The 20,082-nt window shown below is 44.5% G+C and carries 14 protein-coding genes; 7 read left to right on the top strand and 7 right to left on the bottom strand.

All coding sequences use genetic code 11. The features are described from left to right. Positions 1-90: 90 nt before the first annotated feature. Together rhlP and L5M18_RS01490 are read left to right on the top strand one after the other, a co-directional pair. Complete coding sequence (gene rhlP / locus L5M18_RS01485; protein ID WP_263195785.1) at positions 91-936, top strand: rhombotarget lipoprotein; 846 nt, start codon at positions 91-93, stop codon at positions 934-936. A 229-nt stretch (positions 937-1,165) separates the two neighbouring features. Further along, on the top strand, positions 1,166-1,792 hold the full coding sequence (locus tag L5M18_RS01490) for a LysE family translocator (RefSeq protein ID WP_263195786.1): 627 nt from the start codon (positions 1,166-1,168) through the stop codon (positions 1,790-1,792). A 139-nt stretch (positions 1,793-1,931) separates the two neighbouring features. Here L5M18_RS01490 and L5M18_RS01495 read toward each other — a convergent pair whose 3' ends face one another. From L5M18_RS01495 to L5M18_RS01515, 5 genes are all read right to left on the bottom strand, one after another. Then, positions 1,932-2,141: a hypothetical protein gene (locus L5M18_RS01495; RefSeq protein ID WP_263195787.1), complete on the bottom strand. Its 210-nt coding sequence runs from the start codon at positions 2,139-2,141 to the stop codon at positions 1,932-1,934. A gap of 185 nt (positions 2,142-2,326) precedes the next feature. After that, positions 2,327-2,710, bottom strand: coding sequence for a VOC family protein (locus L5M18_RS01500; RefSeq protein WP_263195788.1), 384 nt, complete (start codon positions 2,708-2,710; stop codon positions 2,327-2,329). 143 nt (positions 2,711-2,853) lie between these two features. Next, positions 2,854-5,025: an alpha-amylase family protein gene (locus tag L5M18_RS01505; RefSeq protein WP_263195789.1), complete on the bottom strand. Its 2,172-nt coding sequence runs from the start codon at positions 5,023-5,025 to the stop codon at positions 2,854-2,856. Continuing rightward, a complete protein-coding gene (locus L5M18_RS01510) occupies positions 5,022-7,262 on the bottom strand; it encodes a glycoside hydrolase family 13 protein (RefSeq protein ID WP_263195790.1) in 2,241 nt (746 codons plus the stop codon). Before L5M18_RS01510 ends, L5M18_RS01505 begins: the two co-directional genes overlap by 4 nt. A gap of 120 nt (positions 7,263-7,382) precedes the next feature. Beyond that, the gene (locus L5M18_RS01515; RefSeq protein WP_028760039.1) at positions 7,383-10,205 is read right to left on the bottom strand and encodes a TonB-dependent receptor; all 2,823 of its coding nucleotides are present in this window, start codon (positions 10,203-10,205) and stop codon (positions 7,383-7,385) included. A 495-nt stretch (positions 10,206-10,700) separates the two neighbouring features. Between L5M18_RS01515 and L5M18_RS01520 the strand changes: the two genes are divergently transcribed. The 4 genes from L5M18_RS01520 to L5M18_RS01535 all read left to right on the top strand — a co-directional run bounded on the left by L5M18_RS01520 (position 10,701) and on the right by L5M18_RS01535 (position 17,493). After that, complete coding sequence (locus L5M18_RS01520) at positions 10,701-12,323, top strand: alpha-glucosidase family protein (protein ID WP_263195791.1); 1,623 nt, start codon at positions 10,701-10,703, stop codon at positions 12,321-12,323. Between the two features lie 141 nt (positions 12,324-12,464). Continuing rightward, entirely contained in the window at positions 12,465-13,736 is a 1,272-nt protein-coding gene (locus tag L5M18_RS01525; protein WP_173496672.1) for a sugar MFS transporter, read from the top strand. Between the two features lie 144 nt (positions 13,737-13,880). Continuing rightward, a complete protein-coding gene (locus L5M18_RS01530) occupies positions 13,881-15,095 on the top strand; it encodes an RsmB/NOP family class I SAM-dependent RNA methyltransferase (protein WP_263195792.1) in 1,215 nt (404 codons plus the stop codon). Positions 15,096-15,243: 148 nt separating this feature from the next. Continuing rightward, the gene (locus L5M18_RS01535; protein ID WP_263195793.1) at positions 15,244-17,493 is read left to right on the top strand and encodes an EAL domain-containing protein; all 2,250 of its coding nucleotides are present in this window, start codon (positions 15,244-15,246) and stop codon (positions 17,491-17,493) included. Between the two features lie 204 nt (positions 17,494-17,697). Here L5M18_RS01535 and L5M18_RS01540 read toward each other — a convergent pair whose 3' ends face one another. Next, the gene (locus L5M18_RS01540) at positions 17,698-18,711 is read right to left on the bottom strand and encodes a D-alanine--D-alanine ligase (protein ID WP_168825124.1); all 1,014 of its coding nucleotides are present in this window, start codon (positions 18,709-18,711) and stop codon (positions 17,698-17,700) included. A gap of 321 nt (positions 18,712-19,032) precedes the next feature. Between L5M18_RS01540 and L5M18_RS01545 the strand changes: the two genes are divergently transcribed. After that, positions 19,033-19,503: a GNAT family N-acetyltransferase gene (locus L5M18_RS01545; protein WP_263195794.1), complete on the top strand. Its 471-nt coding sequence runs from the start codon at positions 19,033-19,035 to the stop codon at positions 19,501-19,503. A gap of 168 nt (positions 19,504-19,671) precedes the next feature. Here L5M18_RS01545 and L5M18_RS01550 read toward each other — a convergent pair whose 3' ends face one another. Next, the gene (locus L5M18_RS01550) at positions 19,672-20,067 is read right to left on the bottom strand and encodes a hypothetical protein (RefSeq protein WP_263195795.1); all 396 of its coding nucleotides are present in this window, start codon (positions 20,065-20,067) and stop codon (positions 19,672-19,674) included. Positions 20,068-20,082 lie beyond the last annotated feature (15 nt).

Below are 20,082 nucleotides of genomic sequence, written 5' to 3' on the forward strand. Positions count from 1 at the left end.
TAATGAGTGGATAAGGTAGCCAGCAATATCCGCTAGCAATAAATTCAGTAGCATCATTAGCGGCAGTGTATGGATACGGTAGGGAAACAGATGAAACTTAAGATCATAACCAGCGGCATAATCTCACTCGCAATGCTTTCACTCAGTGGCTGCAGCGCATTTTTTAACGGTAATACCACAGATAAAAAGGCGGTATCGAGTAGTTTAGTCGAATACTTATACCCAGATGAGACGAGCCGCCAAGCCCAGCAGCCATCCTTACCTGTACTGCGTTTGCCAATTACCGTCGGCATTGCTTTTTTACCTTCATCCCATTGGCAAGCCGATGCCATAGACAGTCGCGCCCAAGTCGCTTTGCTCAACAAGGTGAAACAATCCTTTATTAAATACGATTATATCGATCGTATTGAAATCATTCCGAGCACCTATCTTAAAAATGGCAAAGGTTTTAATACCTTGCAGCAAGTTGCCCGCCTGCATGACGTCGATGTGATGGCGCTGGTATCTTACGATCAATTGATGCAAAGCCACGAGAACAAATCCGCCATCCTTTATTGGACTATCGTGGGCATGTATTTAATCCCTGGCAATGAGAATGCAATCCAAACCTTTGTTGATACCGCAGTGTTCGATATGCGCAGCCAGAAGATGTTATTTAGGGCGCCGGGCATAAATCAGTTAACTGAAAGTTCAACCGCTGTTGGCGTGACGACAACCCTAAGGGAGAAATCCTATGAGGGTTTTGATCTTGCGGTGAACGATATGATCGTCAATTTAGACGATGAGCTCGCCGGCTTTAAAACACGGGTTAAAGAAGAGCAGGTTGCCACCATAGAACATAAACAAGGTTACAGCGGCGGTGGCAGTTTATCGCTATTGATACTTTCACTACTGGGGATTTTTGCGCTGCGCCGTTTAACGATTTGCCGTGAATAAGAAAATTAAGCGCCAATTAAGATCGTTAAGGATGAGCAAATTGAAGTTTGCTTTGAATCAAGACGTGGGCAAAAAGTATATAAAGTTGAGCACAGGTTCTGGTTATCAACTTACTTGTAGTTAACGTTTTGATTTTATTTTTAAAGTGGTTTGCAGAGGCTGTGGTGTTGCGTCGGACACCACTTACGCGGCCGTGATACATTACGCGTTTAACAAGGAGAAAAATTAAATGGATTTAAATTCACTATTACTGTTTGCAGTTGCTTGCCTTGCTATCAATCTTATCCCTGGACCCGATGTTATCTACATTGTATCTAACACAATGAAAGGGAAAATGATCAGTGGTCTTAAAGCTGCGACGGGTCTAGGTGTAGGTTATTTTGTTCACACGCTTGCTGCTAGCTTGGGATTATCTGCCATCATTCTCAGCTCAGCGTTGGCTTTTAGTATTGTGAAGTGGTTGGGCGCCGCGTATCTAGTGTATTTAGGCATTCAAGCGTTAATATCAATGTGGCGTGGCAACAATAAAATTGTGGTCGATGACAATAGCAAACCAAACGGCAACGTAGTTTTCCAAGGCATTGTCGTTAGTGTACTTAACCCTAAAGTCGCTTTATTTTTCCTCTCTTTTTTGCCGCAGTTTATTGACCCGTTAGCGGGTTCAACGTCAATTCAGCTGTTAACCCTTGGTCTTATTTTCAGTTTGTTAGCGACCTTGTGTAACGTCCTTTATGCGTCGGCAGGAAGCTGGGTATTTAGTCGCCCCAATTCCCTGCGTTATTCGAGAGCCTTAGAGGGGATATCAGGTGTGTTGCTTATTGGCTTGGCCAGTAAAGTCATGACCAGTGATAGATAGTGGAATAAGGTCATTTTGTTGAGTAAGACATAAGTCCTCTTTGCTATGATAGATATGAGCTTTTCAATCTAGCTATGACAGAGATCGCTTTTGATTACGAACAATGATTTTTTATTATGAGTGATGGCACTGACTCCCGTTATAACTTCACAAAATACGGTAGCGCGATGAGTGCTATGCCGATGCAGACGAGTAAGATTAGGTTGCTGACAAAATAAGGGTAGATCATCAGGGTTATCCCAACGACAAGAGGGATGGAGGACGCTTGGCGTTTGCCATAGATGAAAAAGCCAAGACCAAAGAGGCTAAAGACTAAACTCCATAGTAATAATGCTGGATTATCAAACATCTTGAGTTCCTAAATGGTTAGCCTAGGTAGGCTTTGACCTTATCACAGCGTCAAACTGGTCAATCGATTACTTAAACTATTGGTTAAACGGCTGCGTCGTTTTATTGAGTCTAATGCTGACTATCCCGTAGCGTAATTAAGCTTTATTCATCTTATTGCTGCGATGTTGCCTTATTTCACTCGTGCTATAGCTCATATAACTCTAAGGGTAAGCCGTCGGGATCGCTAAAGAAGGTGAATTTTCTGCCTGTGTATTCGTCAATGCGGACGGGTTCAACGGTAATGTTATGGGTATGAAGATGTTCGATGGCGGTTTCAATCGATGCTACGCGAAAGGCGAGATGCCTAAGTCCACAGGCTTCGGGATAGCTTGGTCGTTTGGGCGGATTATCGAATGAAAACAACTCAATTTGACTCTTATCGGCCAGTTGCAAATCAAGTTTATAGGACTTACGTGCCTCACGGAAATGCTCTGCAAGCACGGTAAGGCCAAGAATGGTTACATAAAAGTATTTGGCCTTTTGATAGTCGCTGCAAATAATCGCTGCATGGTGAATGCCGAGTAACATCGCTTTCCTTTGTGATTTTTAAAGGGTGATCAAATAAGATAGAAAGGTTTGAGAGTATAACTGTTAAAAAAAGATAGCGTCACAGTTTAGCATGACGCTATCGGTCGATTTCACTTTTTAGCTCACCTAGGCTTTTTGCTCGTTTAATCTTCTAGCTCGAATATGGCTGAAGACAGCGGTGCAAGTTGCATCTGAACTTGTCCTTCCCCTTGTTTGACAACCAACTGCGCTTTATTGTCTTCCAGCAAATCCTTAAGTGGATAGGTCCCATCCGTTAACTGCCATTGGTCGATAAGTGGCTTTGGCAGCTTAAGGGATAATGGCTTTGCTTGGGTTTGATTAAAGTTATTCACAATAATCAGTTTTTGGCCCGTTTTATTGGCTGTATTTTCCTCAAAGCGCACAAAGGCAAAAGTGCTGTCATCATAACCCGTTGCATTGCTATGAGTATCCATTGTGGCGGTTTGTGTGCTGCGGTTGGCGGCATCAAGCGAGTAATATTTTCCTAAGAGCGCAGGTACATTTTTACCTGTGCTTAGGTTCAGTAATTTTTGATAATAAGCCCGCAAAGTGACTTCCTTTACGGTTGATTGTCCACCATCAAACTTGCCATTGTTCATCCAGCGCTGATGGGCTGGGACGCCAACATAGTCAAAAATACTGGTGCGTGATGCATGACCAAATCCTGGGTTGTCGGTGGCGGCTTCTCCCACTTCTTGGCCAAAATACACTAACGTCGGTGAAGTGCCTATCGTTGCCGACACTACCATAGCGGGTAGGGCATAGTGTGGATTCTCGGCTTGGGTTGCCGTGGGCTTATTTGTGTGTAGCGATGCTAAAAATGCTGCATTACCAATACGTTGCTCGTCGTGGTTTTCTAAAAAGTGCAGCATGTGAGATTCAATATCCTGCACTTTTTCCTGATCTGCCGCGATATTAGCTGTGCTGGTTTTACCCGCCATCACGGCTTTGAGCGTGTCGTAAAGGTCAACCTTATCGTACAGATAATCCATCTTGCCAAGCTGGATATAATCTCGGTACAAGTTAGGGTTATAGACCTCGGCCAAGATAAAGGCATCGGGATTTGTGTGTTTTATCTGGCTGTTGAGATAGCTCCAAAACTCCACTGGTACCATTTCTGCCATATCATAGCGAAAGCCATCGACCCCTTTCGCTAGCCAGTACTGCGCAATCTGATTGAATTTAATCCAAGAGCTTGGGAGCTCGGCTAAGTGTTGTTGCCAAAAAGCGTAATGCTGCGCCTGCGTTAAAGTGGCGAAATTGGCTGGCAGGCGGGGGAAGTCATACGTGCCATCGGGGCGTACGCCGTAATTGATTTTGACGGTTTCGTACCAATCATTGGCATCGGGTTTGGCTAAGCGTGAGCCATTGCCGGTCCATTTTGCGGGAAATTCGTTGAATTTGCCGTCACTTAAGGGGTGAGCTTCTCCGCCCAGCGGTTTAAGTCCTGCGGGTAAGCTTGGCACTTCAAAGGCATGCGCTTTTCCCTTTGCCCCCTCCGAGCCCTTATTAACATCAACTTTATCAACGACGTAATAGAAGTTGTTATTTTTGGCATACTCCAGACTGGTATCATCATCTTCGCCAAAATCGCGCACGCCTTGGGGTTTACTCACGGATTGATAATGGCGCGCCACATGGTTTGGCACGATATCGATAATCACCTTTAAGCCGTGGTGATGGGTACGGGCAATGAGCGCTTTGAACTCGGCTAAACGGTTGGCGGGATTGACCGCCAGATCTGGGTTGACGTTGTAGTAATCTTTGACTGCGTAGGGTGAGCCCGCGCGTCCTTTGACCACATCGGGATCATCAGTACTCACGCCAATCGCGCTGTAATCACCAATCAATGCATGGTGGGGAACGCCCGTGTACCACACATGGGTAACGCCTAGGTCCTTGATACTATTGAGTGCAACATTGTCGATATCATTAAACTTACCGACGCCATTGTCGGCAATCGTGCCCCAAGGTTTGTTGGTTGGATTTTTATTGCCATAAAGGCGAGTAAAGATTTGATACACCACAGGTTTAAGCGTCATAACCTCACTCTCAGACTTTGGTAGTAACTCATTATCAAGCGTCAGCGCCGATGCATTCACATCAGCCGATAAGCTAAAAAGCGAGGCAGTTAATAAAGAGGCGCTGAATAGAGCGTTTAAACATAAGTTGAGTGATGACTGTCGGCGCTGCGGGGCTTTCGCTGCTTGGGTTATAAGTAAAGCCACTATGGGAAATTTAGCCGCTTGTTGGCTCTGAGTCACTCGGGAATAGATAGGCGATAAAAAGCTCAAGACTGAATTCCTTTTAGGGTTGAGTTTTTGATTGGGTGAGTTGTTTGAGCCTGAGTTAAATCGCTAGCTGAGTAACTCATATGATTAGAGGTTTGACGGCTAGGTAAGCCAGTATTTAGCTGCGGTCTGGCTTTAAGCTCAAGGATAGTGACACCTGCATGGGGCAATGTTATCGCTTGATTGAGTGAAACGGTTTTGCCACTGATGATGTCAGTAGCGTCGCCGCTATCGCCAAGTACACTGGCAAAGCGGTTTACATCTAGCGTGACTGCTTTGTCATTTTTATTGTAAATCACCATGACTTTATCGGCCGAGGCCTGAGTGCAGGCATTGTGTTGGGTTTGAGAATTGTGTTGAGTTAGTGACTTAAGTGCTTCGGCTTTCTGTTCAGCTGATAATGGGTCATTCAATAAGCAACGAAATTGTACATAGATGCCATCCTGCGGCACAAAGTGCAGTAAATCACCTGATTGCAGCGCAGGGGATTGTTTACGGTAATTCAGTAGGGTACGGATAAATTGCTGTGCTTGTCGTTGAGGTTCACTCAGTCCTTGGCTGGTAAAGGCATTCGTGGCACTGTTGGCAAAACCACCGGGAAAATCACTGCGCACAACGCCATCGTGACGGCCTTCTGTCGGGCTGGTCATTAACACTTCTGTACCGTAGAACAGTTGCGGAATGCGTTTGGCGGTCAGCACATAGGTGAGGGCCATCTTGTATAAGTCTATATTTTCTTTCACTAAACTGAAGATACGATTGGTGTCGTGATTGCCTTCAAATAGCACTAGTTTACTGGGATCGGCATACACAACATCGTTGGCTAACATCTCGTAAAGCTTGATAAAACCTGTGTCCCAGTTTTCTGGCTCATTGAGGCTGACAATTAATTTTTCATATAGCGGGAAGTCCATCAAACTGGGTAAACCTGAGGTATAGCCATCGGCATTGATTTTGCCCTTTTGCCAATAGGACACTGTGATGGGGTTTGCGGTCCATTCTTCGCCAACAATATTAAAATTTGGGTACTCAGCCATTACGGCCTTAGACCATTTAGCGAGAAACCCTTTGTCGGCGTAGGAGTAAGTATCTTCACGTATCCCCGAAAGTCCTGCGTACTCGACCCACCAAATACTGTTTTGGATAAGATAGGTTGCCAGTTTTGGATTGCTTTGATTCAGATCCGGCATAGTGTCGGTAAACCAGCCGTCGACAAAATCAATATGATCTTGCGCTGCCGCGTAGGGATCTTGCACTGTCGTGCGCCTATGGCTGGTGAAACGGGGGCTGGTAACGCTGGATTTAATAGCACTGGATTTAGTATCGGCAGACTGCATCAAGTCAGGCTTGGATTTGCGATTATGTAGCTGCGTTTTTGTGGCATCGTTCAGCCAGTCTTGGCTAGGTAAATCGTTGAGCCACCAATGGTTAGAGCCGATATGATTCACCACAACATCTTTAATCACCCCTAGGCCAAGCTTGTTAGCCTTAGCGACTAAGGCTTTATAATCTTCGTTGCTGCCAAAGCGGGGATCGACGCGGTATAAATTGGTAATTGAGTAACCGTGGTATGAATACTGGGCTTGATTATTCTCAAGCAGCGGATTGATCCATAACTGAGTCACGCCAAGTTTTGCCAGATATGCTAAGTGCTGGCTGATCCCTGCTATATCGCCGCCATGGCGAGCATCGGGATAGTTGAGATTACTGGGAGAGTTAGCTGCGACTTGCTCTAACATATCGGCTTGATTGTCATTACTCGTGTCGCCATTGGCGAATCGGTCCGGCGTGATAAGGTAAATCACATCCTTATTGCTAAATCCTTGGCGCTCACGGCTGCCCTTAGCACGCCCTTGCAACGTATAGGGCAGGCGATAAAGAGGCGTGTCGGCTTTTGAAGCCGAGTCAGTGTTGGAAATTATTAGTTCAAAGGTTTGCGGCGCAGCTTGACTCAGATCTAAATTGATAAACAAATAGTGAGGGTTATCAGTATGCTCAAGGCTTTTGAGTGTGATGCCTTTTCCTTGTATATCAACTTTAATCTGTTGCGGTAAGCTTGGAAGTTTGCGGCTATACAGCATCAGCTGTAACTCAGGATTGTGCATTCCCGCCCACCAAAAAGCGGGTTCAAGCTTAACGTCCGTCGATATATCTGGCTCAAAGGTGTTTGCATAGGCCGTATTAAATGAAGAGCAAACCAAGCATAAATAAAGCGCAATCATTAGGTTTTGACGGATCATAATGTAAGCCTTTTAAAGAGAAAGAAGTAAAACGTGCTGGCATGATGAATGTTAGAAATGCTGAAATCTGCATAAGCAAAAGCCTGCTTCTTAATTGAAGCAGGCTTTATTTGGGGTAGTTTATAAAGAGTAACTTAACCCTAGGAAGTACTGTCTACCGAAGTATTGGATTGTTCCTGTTTGATGTTCTTCACCAAAATAGGTTTTGTTCGGCTCATCGGTTAAGTTATTAATTTGGAATAAGAACTTAAGTCCATTTTCCAGTGCGTATGAAGCTTGATAATCCACAATTGTTTCGGCATCGAAGAAAGCAAGTTGTGATTCAACTGCCACTTGTTCTGAAACATAGCTACTACGATATCTCATGCTGACGCGAGTATCGAAACCATCCAGAGTATAGAACAAGGTGGTGTTGAGTACGCTTTCTGATAACCCTGGTAATGGAATGGTTAAGTTTGAACCACTTAAATCTGTGGTAAATTCCACTTCACTGTCTGAATACGAGTAGCTGCCAGTGAAGCCAAGACCGCTGAGTGGCGATGGTAGGAAATCAAAGACTTGGGTATAACCTAACTCAACACCACGAATGTAGCCGCCATTGTCGTTGTTGATCGCAGTTTGATATTGACCTTCATCTTTCACTACTGGGAATTCAACACCATTATCGATAATAGTATCGGGGACGATAAATCCATTACCTTCAAAATCAAATGGTTGGATTGTAAAGTTGTTGATAAAGGATTTAATATCTTTGTAGAACAAGGCTACGACAACCGCACCTTCAGAATCTTCAAAATAGTGCTCGTAAGATAAGTCGTATTGATCTGCATAGAACGGATCGAGTAGAGGACTGGTGTTACCCCAAGCATTGTACTTTTTGTATCCTGGTGTAGCAGAATCGTCATACCAAGATCCCATGCCTGACTTTAGCTTGTCGATTGGAGGACGTGACATCACAGATGCTGCAGCAAAGCGCAGTTGATCATTTTCAGTGAGGTGGAAAGTTAAGTTGAGTGACGGTAAATAATCGGTATAGGTTTTACCTATCTCGTTACGGATATAATCGGTACTGATCACGCCAAGTTCATCAGTAATCGCTTCACCTAGACCATAGCCAACTTGTTGTAGACCTTTACTGCTTTGATCTGTTTGAACAACACGCACGCCCACGTTACCCGTGACTTTCATATCGCCTAAGTCAAACTCGAGATTACCTTGGACATAGCCAGCTAATACATCTTCATTGACCGAACCGCTTTGGATCATGGTCCAGTTATTAGACCAATTGGCAGTCGGGGTGAAAGGGGATTGTCCTGTTGCCGCTAACTGCGCGTTAACCAGCTCAATGGCTTTGTTAAAATCAACGGAAAGGAAGTTAGGGTAGCCTGATAATTCACCGCCAAAGTTGACGACATTTGTCATGTCAGTGTTCATTTGAAGCACCGGCTGGTTAGTTGGGTTTTTACCAAATTCAAAACCATAACCGGCTTGTGAACGTTGCGCATTAAACTCACGTTCTGAGTAGCGCAGACCAAAATCAACTGAAGTTAAGAAACCAGAATCTAATGCATAGTTAAAGTCTAACTTGTAGGCGACAAGATCATTTTGTTGATCGTATGGCCACATACCCACTTCTTTTAAACCCAAGGTCGCGGTATTGGTATAGTCGTTTGAAAAACTGACATCGGCTGGGCTTAAACCATGTAGTTGATAATTAATTGATTCGGCTGAGCGTACTTCATTACCTATATCATCATATAAAACGGCACGAGTGCCGCCGTTGACGAACTCACCATCGGCTTTTGAATAGCTCACATCACCTGCGACAGTTAATGCGCCGCCATTGTTCCACTCAATATTGACTGAGCCTGATGTCAGTTCTGAATATTTTGAGTCGTTATCATTGATAACAAAAACGGCAAAGTTATCAGTACCATCAGTTGATACCGTTCCGCCTGTCATAGAACCATTTTCGACAACCGCATCACTAATAGTACCGTTTTTTAATGACTTAACGCGAAAGCCTCGGGCAAAGTTTTCGGAAGTGAATTTTGAATGGAATAAATCACTTTTTACACTGAGATTGTCTGTTGGTTGCCAATGGATAGCCGCCATATAACCATCACGTGTATCATCACCGCCTTTTTGCTGTAACTCAAAACCTTCACTGATTGATTCGGCAGCACCGTCGCCATTGACATCTTTTTTATCGTCGTTGAAACGTAAACCAATGAATTGACTGGCAACATAAGGTTGGTACAAATGGGCATAGCCTAGCGCCACACCGAGTGTATCTTCAAGGAATTTGCCTTGATAGGCAAAGCTAAGACGGTTGCCATATTGATCGGCATCGGAAATCTCATCCGCTCTGTCATTAAAACTGCCGCGAGCATTGATATTAAATGATTGGTCTTTGTCGCTTTTTAAGGGATCTGCGGTTTTTAATTCTACCGTACCGGCGACGCCACCTTCAATCAGCGAGGCTTTTGGTGTTTTATAGACGGCGGCTTGACTAATTAATTCGGATGGATATTGGTCAAACTCAATCGCGCGTTTACCGCCCGTTGTCACTTGTTCGTGTCCATTAAGTGTTGCAAAGACGAAATCACCATCAAGACCTCGAATATTGAGGCCGCTTGCTTGTCCACCAGTGCGCACTGCGGTCACGCCTGGTAAGCGAGTCAGTGCATCAGCGATTGACTGATCGGGAAGGGCGCCAAGATCATCTGCTGAAATCGATTCAGAGACGGTATCTCCAAAGCGTTTATCATTTAGTGATTTGATGACACTGGTTCTAAAGCCTTTAACTTCAATAACCTCAATAGCAGCTTCTTTTGCTTTTGCTTCCTTATCTGTGGTCACTTCATCTGCCGCATAGGAGTGCATACTGGCACCTGCGGCGATGAGCGCTAAAGTTAGCAAACTGGGTTTAAATCGCATCATATCTCTCTTCCCCTTGGAGTCGCTTTATCGCTTTGTAGAGCGTTTTATCGTTATCACCGCGTTATTTTGGCGGCCTTTTTTTGGTATATGGGCGCTTAATTGACTGCATAAGTGCTGCGTTTATGACCAAATTGTTATGCAACGGTGAAGATACTACTCCCGAGTTTCTTAGCTGAACAACAGAGTGCATACGTATTCAATACCTAGCAGAGTTAAGAATAGACTGTGATAGAGGGTGAACTCAGGGAATAAAATGATTTTATTTTGTAATCAAGTGACTGTTACTAAAAAGTAAATTTCATTGTGATGCCATGTGACTATTGGCAGCATCTTCTGCATACGTATGCAGGTGTATTGAACCTTATTTCCCTCTTCACGTATGCTCGTTAACACAAAAGAAGCCGCGATGACTTTACTCTGCAGTAACAAAACGATAACTGTTTGCTTGAGTGTGTTAGGGAAAGTTCGCTGTAGAATAATGATAAAGGGGCAACAATGAGTGAGTTAACGTGGTGGCGTGGTGCTGTGATTTACCAAATTTATCCGCGTAGCCTTTTAGATACCAATGGCGACGGCGTCGGGGATTTACGCGGCATTATCATAAAGCTGGATTACATTGCGAGTCTCAATGTCGATGCCATCTGGATTTCACCTTTCTTTAAATCTCCTATGGCAGATTTTGGCTATGACATTAGTGATTACCGCGAAGTTGACCCTCTTTTTGGCACTATGCATGATTTCGATGAATTGATTGAAAAAGCCCACGGCTTAGGTATTAAGGTCATTATTGATCAAGTATTAAGTCATACTTCGGACCAACATGCGTGGTTTATCGAGAGCCGCGAAAACCGTACGAATCCCAAGGCGGATTGGTATGTGTGGGCCGATCCTAAGGAAGACGGTACAGCGCCTAACAACTGGCTCGCGATTTTTGGCGGTTGTGCTTGGGAGTGGGAACCGCGCAGACAGCAATACTATTTACATAACTTCCTGCGTAGTCAGCCCGATATTAATTTCCATCATCCCGAAGTGCGCCAAGCTGTGCTGGATAACGTTGAATTTTGGCTTAAAAAGGGGGTAGATGGCTTCCGCTTAGATGCCATTACCTTTTGTTATCACGATGAACTGCTCAGGGACAATCCGGCAAAACCTAAGGATAAACGTCAGGGCCGTGGTTTCAGTGAAGATAACCCTTACGCCTATCAATACCATTACTACAATAATGACCGTCCGCAAACCATCGCTTTTATTGAAGATTTACGAAAACTCATCAATCGCTATCCAGGAGCGGTGACCTTAGGCGAAGTCTCTGCCGAAGATTCTTTGGCTGTAATGGCTGCCTACACTAAGGGCGAAGATCGCCTGCATATGGCCTACAGTTTTGAGCTGCTGACTGATGATTACAGCGCAAGTTATATTCGCCAAACCGTAGAGGCTTTGGAAGCGAGCATAGGTGATGGCTGGCCATGTTGGGCTATCGGCAATCATGATGTGCAGCGCGTAGCGAGTCGTTGGGGGCAAGGTAAGCAGAATTCAGACATGGTCAAAATGCTTAATGCCATGCTAAGTTCGCTGCGCGGCAGTATATGTAGTTATCAAGGTGAAGAACTCGGTCTAACTGAGGCGCCAATTGAATATCATGAGCTGCAAGATCCCTTTGGCAAAACATTTTGGCCTATGTTTAAGGGGCGTGATGGTTGCCGTACGCCAATGCCGTGGCAGCAAGGCGCTGACTTTAGTGGTTTTAGTGATGTTTCTCCTTGGCTGCCAATTGCACCTGCGCACCAAGCGTTAGCTGTGGATCTACAAGAATCTGATGCTGATTCTATGCTCAATGGTTATCGACGTTTTCTGGCTTGGCGTAAGTTACACCCAGTGTTAGTTGAAGGTGATATTAAATTTGTTGATACAAAGGAGCCCATTTTGGCCTTTGTTCGCACCTTAGGCGATATAAAAGTGCTCGTGGGATTCAATTTAGGTGATACCGAGGTCGAGTTTGATTTCTCTGCATTTGAAATCAGTGAGTCGCTGACGGGACACGGCCTTAAAACCGCACAAATAGAACACAATCAGCTGAAGTTTTCGGCATTTACCAGCTTTTATGCAGTGTTAAAGTGAAAATGATTCATTTTTATTCGGTTGAAGTGTTATAGATACGGGATCCCAAGCCCACAGTTTGATATAAACCCGCCCACGGGCACCATGGGGAATGTAACCTTAATTAGTTCCTGATAATAAAAACATACAGAGAGAATAACTATGGCGTCATCAATTAATACCGGTAGCTACACGAGCAGCACTGGCGAAAATGGGTCGGGCAGTTATCGTTTTGCCTTGATCTCATTGACTTCACTGTTTTTTATGTGGGGTTTTATCACCTGCTTGAACGATATTCTGATCCCGCATCTTAAAGCGGTGTTTTCACTGAATTATACTCAAGCCATGTTGATCCAGTTTTGTTTCTTCGGTGCTTATTTTCTAGTCTCAATCCCAGCGGGTAACTTAGTGAAAAAGCTGGGTTATCAAAAGGGAATTGTTACAGGTCTCGTGATTGCAAGTATTGGTTGTGCGCTGTTTTATCCTGCGGCGGCCCTCGCTACTTACAACTTGTTCCTCGGTGCATTATTTGTTTTGGCATCAGGCATCACAATCCTGCAAGTGGCAGCCAATCCTTATGTCAATGCCTTAGGCAGTCGCGAAACTGCGTCGAGTCGTTTGAATTTAACGCAAGCGTTCAACGCCTTAGGCACAACGGTCGCGCCGTTTTTTGGTGCTATGTTAATTCTTTCTGTCGCCAGTTCAGTATCAGGCGATTTAGCCCAAGCGAGCGCTGAAGCAGAAGTGGTTAAACTGCCATACCTGTTACTTTCTGGCGCCTTGGCAATTTTAGCGCTGATTTTTGCGAAGTTAGATTTACCTGTGATCCGTGAGCATGATGAAAGTGTTCAAGGTGAAGTTCAGACCCATCTAGGCAAAACCAGTGCCTTACAAAGTAAGCACTTAGTGCTCGGCGCTGTGGGTATTTTCGTGTATGTCGGCGCAGAAGTGTCTATCGGTAGCTTTTTAGTTAGCTTCTTAGGTGAAAGCCATATAGCGGGTATGCCAGAAGCTGAAGCCGCCCATTACATCGCCTATTATTGGGGCGGCGCTATGGTGGGACGTTTCATTGGCTCTGTGGTGATGCAAAAAGTACCAGCAGGCTCAGTGCTTGCATTTAATGCTTTTATGGCGGCGCTACTTGTGGTTGCAGCGATGACAACCAGTGGCAGCATTGCCATGTGGGCAATCCTTGGGGTGGGATTATTTAACTCGATTATGTTCCCAACGATCTTCAGCTTAGCGCTTCGTGATTTAGGTCCACACACTTCACAGGGCAGTGGCATTCTGTGTTTGGCGATTGTGGGCGGCGCGATTTTGCCTTTATTCCAAGGCATGTTAGCGGATAATCTTGGCGTTCAGCTCGCCTTTATTCTGCCCGTGATTTGTTATGGTTTTATCCTGTTCTACGGGGCTAAAGGCTCAAAAATGTAATGGGTTAAACTGACTGTGGCAAAAAAGCGATCTTAGGATCGCTTTTTTTTATGGCTTTAACCTTAACTCGGCGCCAGTGCGCTTGCGTATTAGGGCCTGACCTCCTATGATCCTCCGGTTTTATCATTCATGGTGACCTTTTAAATGTTGAATTCTCCGCTTTCTGCCAGCTCGAACGAATTAGTGATCAGTATCTTAACTATGGTGCTGAGCCAAGGAAAACCCTTAGATCGGGCCTATTCTCAGCATTTTTCTGGGTTGCAATTAGTACCCGCCGAACAGGCGCGTATCGCATTAACGACGGGTGATATCCTACGTCGCTTAAATTTATATTGTTATCTGGCGGAAATTAGTCCAGATGAGATGGAGCGTTTTGGCTCTAAATTGCTGAATGCGTGGCATTTATTCCACGGGCTTGAACTGCCTAAAATGCAATATTCGCTGCAGGTCGATGAGGCGCGTTTAGCCGAGCGCACTGAGCAAGCGAAAACTAAGCCAGTACTGTGGGACGGTTGTCCTGAGTGGCTCGATGCTATGGGTCGTGAGCAATTAGGTGAGTCTTGGGAAAAAGAGCGCGCCGCGTTAAGTACCGCGCCGAAGCGTTTTTTACGCGCTAACGGCCTTAAGGTGACTCGTGATGAACTGGCCGCTAAGCTTGCCGCTGAGTTTGTGAGCACGCTCTGTGTTGATGGGGTTGATTCCGCCCTTGAAGTGACCTCCGATTCTGCCTTGTTCCGTACACAAAGCTTTAAAGATGGCTTATTCGAGCAGCAAGATGCGGGCTCTCAGCGCGTAGCTGCGGCGCTTGATGCCAAGCCAGGCATGAAAGTGATTGATGCTTGCGCGGGTGCGGGCGGTAAAACCTTACACATAGCTGCGCAAATGCAGGGTAAAGGACGCTTGTTGGCCATGGATGTGGAGCAATGGAAACTCGACAAACTCAAAGAGCGTGCCCGTCGTAATGGGGCACACAATGTCGAAACCCGTGTTATCGCCAGCAGTAAAACCATTAAACGCTTAAAGCTCAGTGCCGATAGGGTATTGCTTGATGTGCCTTGCTCTGGTTTGGGTGTATTAAAGCGTAATCCCGATGCAAAATGGCGTGATACCGTAGAGCGTTTACCCGTGTTAATGGAACTGCAAAAACACATTTTGAACAGTTACAGCCGCATGGTCAAAGTCGGTGGCATAGTCGTTTATGCGACTTGTTCTATCTTCCCTTGCGAGAACCGCGGTCAAGTGGATGCGTTTTTAGCCGAGAACCCCAACTTTCGCCTGATTGAGGATGAAAGTATCAGCCCAGCCGATAGCGGCTTTGATGGCTTTTACCTTGCCAAACTTGAACGTATTCAAGAATAAAGCATTGCTTTTTAGACTAAAGTAAACCTTTTACCTCGCAGGTAAAGGGTTTACTTAATTAACATTAGTGCCTAGAATTTCTTATAAGTTATAAATATTTAACATTGTTAATCAGTATTTATATTGCAACTTTGCTCTTAAGGAAATTATGGCGTACGGCGTTAACCTTCCAGATCTGCTCGATCATGCAGACGTTAAACTCGCCCACAATGTCAGCATAGCTTGTTATAGCAGTATTCTTTCTATGCTGCTCAATGGCGCACCGCTACATGAAATCTTGCACGCCTTAGTCTTAAAAATCGAAGCTCAAAAAGTAGGAACCAGAGGGTCTGTGTTACTGCTCAGTGCTGACGGTAAACGTCTGTTATTAGGTGCCGCCCCCAATTTACCCGACAGTTACAATCAAGCCATTAATGGTGTTGAAATTGGTCCCAATGTGGGTTCTTGTGGCACGGCTGCCTATTATGCGCAGCGTGTTATCGTTGAAGATATCGCTCAACATCCTTACTGGGTTAATTATAAAGAACTGCCATTACGTGCAGGTCTTAAATCTTGCTGGTCAGAACCTATCAAAGATACTCATGGTAAAGTGCTAGGCACATTTGCCATGTATTATGATACGATAAAGTCCCCAACAGAGCAGGATTTAGAACTCATTTCAGAGGCGGCAAGACTGGCGAGTTTAGCCATTGAACGCAGTCGTGCAATGGAATTTCAGCATTTAGCTGTGAAAATTTTTGACCGGTTACCCCTTGCTCTGGTTATTTCCAATTCTGACGATGCAGTTCTCTATGCTAATCCCGCTTTCAGACATATAGTTATTCCTCAAGATACTGATATCGCTAACTTTCACCCTAAGATTTTTTTAGCATCATCCCAATCTAATGAATTAGTGGGGTTATTTGAGCATTTAGCTCAGGACAGAATGTGGCAGGGTGAATTGGTGGGTCTTAGGGGAAATGGCGAGGAGTTTTATCTTGATCTTATCGTCACGACCTTCCGAGAGTCCAATGGTCAGCAACCCTGTTTTGCATGGCTATTTTCAGATATTAGTGAACGTAAGAAAGCGGCGCAGCTGATTAAGTATCAGGCCAATAATGACTCTCTTACCGGACTTGCTAACCGCAATGCGTTATTCAAGCAGATCCAAGCGTTAATTACTTCCGACAGTTTGACCCCCGGCTTTAGTTTTATGTTGATGGATTTAGATAACTTTAAGCAAGTCAACGACACCCATGGCCATGACAAAGGTGATGCACTGTTAGTGCAAGTGGTTAAACAGATTAGCGAGTGTGTCGATGACACTATGGTGTTTGCACGCTTAGGAGGGGATGAGTTTGCCTTGCTATTACCTGGGGTTGTTAACCAGAAAGAATTGGCACAAATTGCAGATACAATTAACAAAAATGTGGCAAAACATTATGTGCTAGCCGATGGAAAAGGCGTTTATAGCTCGGTAAGTATAGGGATTGCACGTTTTCCTGAAGATGCCCTCGATCTTGAACAGTTGTTAAATTGTGCCGATCAGGCCATGTATATTTCTAAGGCAAATGGTCGCAATCGATATCATTTTTTTACTGAACAAATGCAGCTAAATGCCGAGCGTGTTGCTAGCCTTCATAATCAGCTTAAGCAGGCATTAGATCAGCATACCTTCGAGCTTTATTACCAACCCATAGTCAATGCGACCACAGGCCTGATTGTCCGTGCTGAAGTGCTGCTGCGCTGGCAGCATGAGGGAACGTTTATTCCACCCGATGAATTTATTCCCATCGCTGAGAACAGTGGTTTAATCGTTGATATTGGTCGAGATGTTCGCCTTGGTGCTATGCAGACTATTTTAGAAATGCAGGAACGAAATTGGCCCATTAATTTATCGGTGAATGTCTCGACTTTTGAGTTTTGGTCCCATGAACTACAAGATGCCTTTGTGGAATCCTTTGCTGCGATTATCGAGCAACTTGAGGTAACAGATTTCCCTTATGATAGATTAACCCTTGAGATCACTGAATCTTTGCTGATGAAGCAGCATACGTATCTTATTGATGTGCTTAATGGTTTGCGGGTTAAGGGGATTAAAATTTCTTTGGATGACTTTGGCACTGGCTATTCGTCCTTATCCTATTTGGCTAATTTCCCGATCGATCAAATTAAAATCGATAAGAGCTTTATCGACAGATTAGATGAAGGCAAACGTCACGAAGCGTTGGTGGAGGCCATAGTGCGTTTAAGCCATGCGTTAGATTTAACTGTGACGGCAGAAGGGGTAGAAACTGAGTCCCAGCTTAAATTTGTAATGGCGAATCATATTCAAGAAATTCAAGGCTATTTATTTTATAAGCCTATGCCCAAAGCTGCATTCTTTGCGCTGTTGGCAAAGCAAGCTGAGCTGCATTAGGTTCTTGGTATTGGAGCTTTGATGTTTGACCTAAATATGAGGGCGGCTTAACCTGCGACAGCCTGATTGATATATTGGGTTTAGATGTAAGTTAATAATCCAATATTTAGGAATATAGTGTTGAAAGATAACAAATAAAAAGAGCGCCTCGGCGCTCTTTTTATGACTGAAAACGGATGCAGTACTGAGTCAGCTTGATGAATGTTAAGATTTAGCGGTTATCTGGCTGTTAATCACTAGACTCAAGTATTCAGTAAAATCGTGACCGTGATTTTGCAGCATTTTGGGGAACATAGAAATCGGCGTAGAACCTGGGAAGGTATTGATTTCATTTAGTAAAATTTCATTATCCGCGGTTAAGAAAAAGTCGATGCGCGACAGGTGACGCAATTTCATACCTTTAAATGCTTTGATTGCATAGGCGCGGATTTGTTCACTGATCTCAGCTGACACATGCTGTGCCACCACATCGGTGCGTGCTTTACTGTTTTTGGCGTATTTCTCATCGAAGGTGTAGAAGGTGTTGGTATCACAGATGATTTCACCTGGTACTGTCGCCACCACTTCACCGTTGTATTCGTATACTGCGACTTCTAACTCACGGGCTTTAATGGTTTTTTCAACGATAACATAGGGCGCATAGCCGAAAGCATCTTTAAGCACGCCAGCGACTTTATCGCTGTCATCGACTTTATAACAACCAACAGAGGAACCCTGGGAGGCCGCTTTGACGAAGATGGATCCCCATAATGCTAATGCGGCTTGGGTTTGCTCTATTGCTGCATCATCGAATTGGTTTAGAAAAATATACGGGGTATTCGGAATACCTAAGGCAGAGAACCACATTTTAGCGGTGATCTTATTAAAGCAGTTACTGCTAGCCTCGGATTCACAGCCAAAATAGGGCAGTTGGATCAAATTAAAATAGGATTGAATGTCACCTGTTTCGCCGGGATAGCCATGGATGCAGGGAATGACGTAATCGACCGGCCATGGGGCTTTGCTCTCATCGCGGAAGCGAATTTCGCGGCTATTGGTCAGTTCACAATCATCACCCGCAGCGGTGCGGTATTGACCAAATTTATCCAGTTCGACACGCAATACACAAAACTGTTCGGATTTTGCCAGTGAGGTTTCAAAATAATTGGCCGACATGAGTGAAATATCGTGTTCGGCACTTCCGCCGCCGCACAGCAAAAGCAGGTTGATCTTAGACATTGTGAGTGATTCCTCAAAGTGAGCAAAATCGGATGACATCGGCCTGTGGCAATACGAATATCATCCTATAGTACAGCCGCTGTCATCTTAGTTTTCTTGACCCTATGAGTGCAAGGTTTTGCTGACTGACGGCTATTAAGTGGTGAATTTTAACGCATTACATCGCATTGCAAATATGGGCTTGTTCCTTTGTCGGGTTTATTTTGATTTTTGTGGCGTGAGATGGCAATGTCGTTGGACTATTACTTCGTCACCGTCATCTAAACTGTGCAACCCAGTACGAGTGACATTGACTTTAGGCAGATTACAGCATGGTATCTCATGGTGAATAAAAACATTCGGTTAGCCCGCTTAAAGGATACAGATAGTGTGCAGGTATTACTTGAGCAACTCGGTTATTCTTTGCCCCATGCCGCTTTAGCCCAGACGTTAAGCCAATATCAGCATGACTCTTTGCGCCGCAGTGATGAATTACTGGTGTATGAGCAACATAATGCGCAGGGTGACCTGCAAGTTGTCGCTGTGATGGCCTTAATGTTCTTTGATTATTTCCCCGCCTTGAGTCGTATCTGTCGTATAACCGCAATTGTGGTGGATGCCGACATGCGGGGTCAGGGCGTTGGCTCTCAGTTGATTGCCTTTGCGAAAGAAAGGGGAAAGCAAGAGAATTGCCAGTTACTCGAACTCACTACATCGATGCAGCGCATTGCCACACAGCAATACTATGAAAGTATAGGGTTTACCAAAACATCCTTTCGCTACAGCTTAGTTTTGAGTGAACCAAACGGCTAATTCTTGGCTCGAGCGAGCATAATCAGATCCGTTGTCCTTGTGCCTTCGGGTACCGGAAAAACGTTGCGGGTGACATTGATAATTTCAAATTGATTGATTTTAGCAATTGATATTGCTTGGCCCACCACCGATATTCAGTCATCCGAATTTGTACATTAATACAAAAGATCAGAGTAAATAGTTCAGATCAAAACAGATGTTTAGCCCTAAGTTATAGGCATGATTTTTATGTAAATTCACCATTAACTCGACATCCATCAGTTGCGCTAAGGTCACTGGTCTCGCTTCCCAGCGCGGTGCGTGGCCAGCATCATTACAGTGTGCTAGGTATAAACGTCGCGTACTTTGATGTATGCCAAAATACGTCATATTACAACGCTGGCTAATCGTTAAATAGGGCTCAAAGTCGAGTGCATATACCTGCATGTCTTGAAATACTGACCACTGGATATAGCGGGTTTTTTCATAATAACGTTTAGGTAAAGCGGCATCTGGTGCTATGGCGTCAAACAAGGAAATAACGGCTTGTAGATCCTTAAGTGTAATAATGTCCTTTTTAATCAATGTTTAAATCCTTAG

The organism is Shewanella sp. SM20 (assembly GCF_025654545.1).
Classification (GTDB): domain Bacteria; phylum Pseudomonadota; class Gammaproteobacteria; order Enterobacterales; family Shewanellaceae; genus Shewanella; species Shewanella oncorhynchi.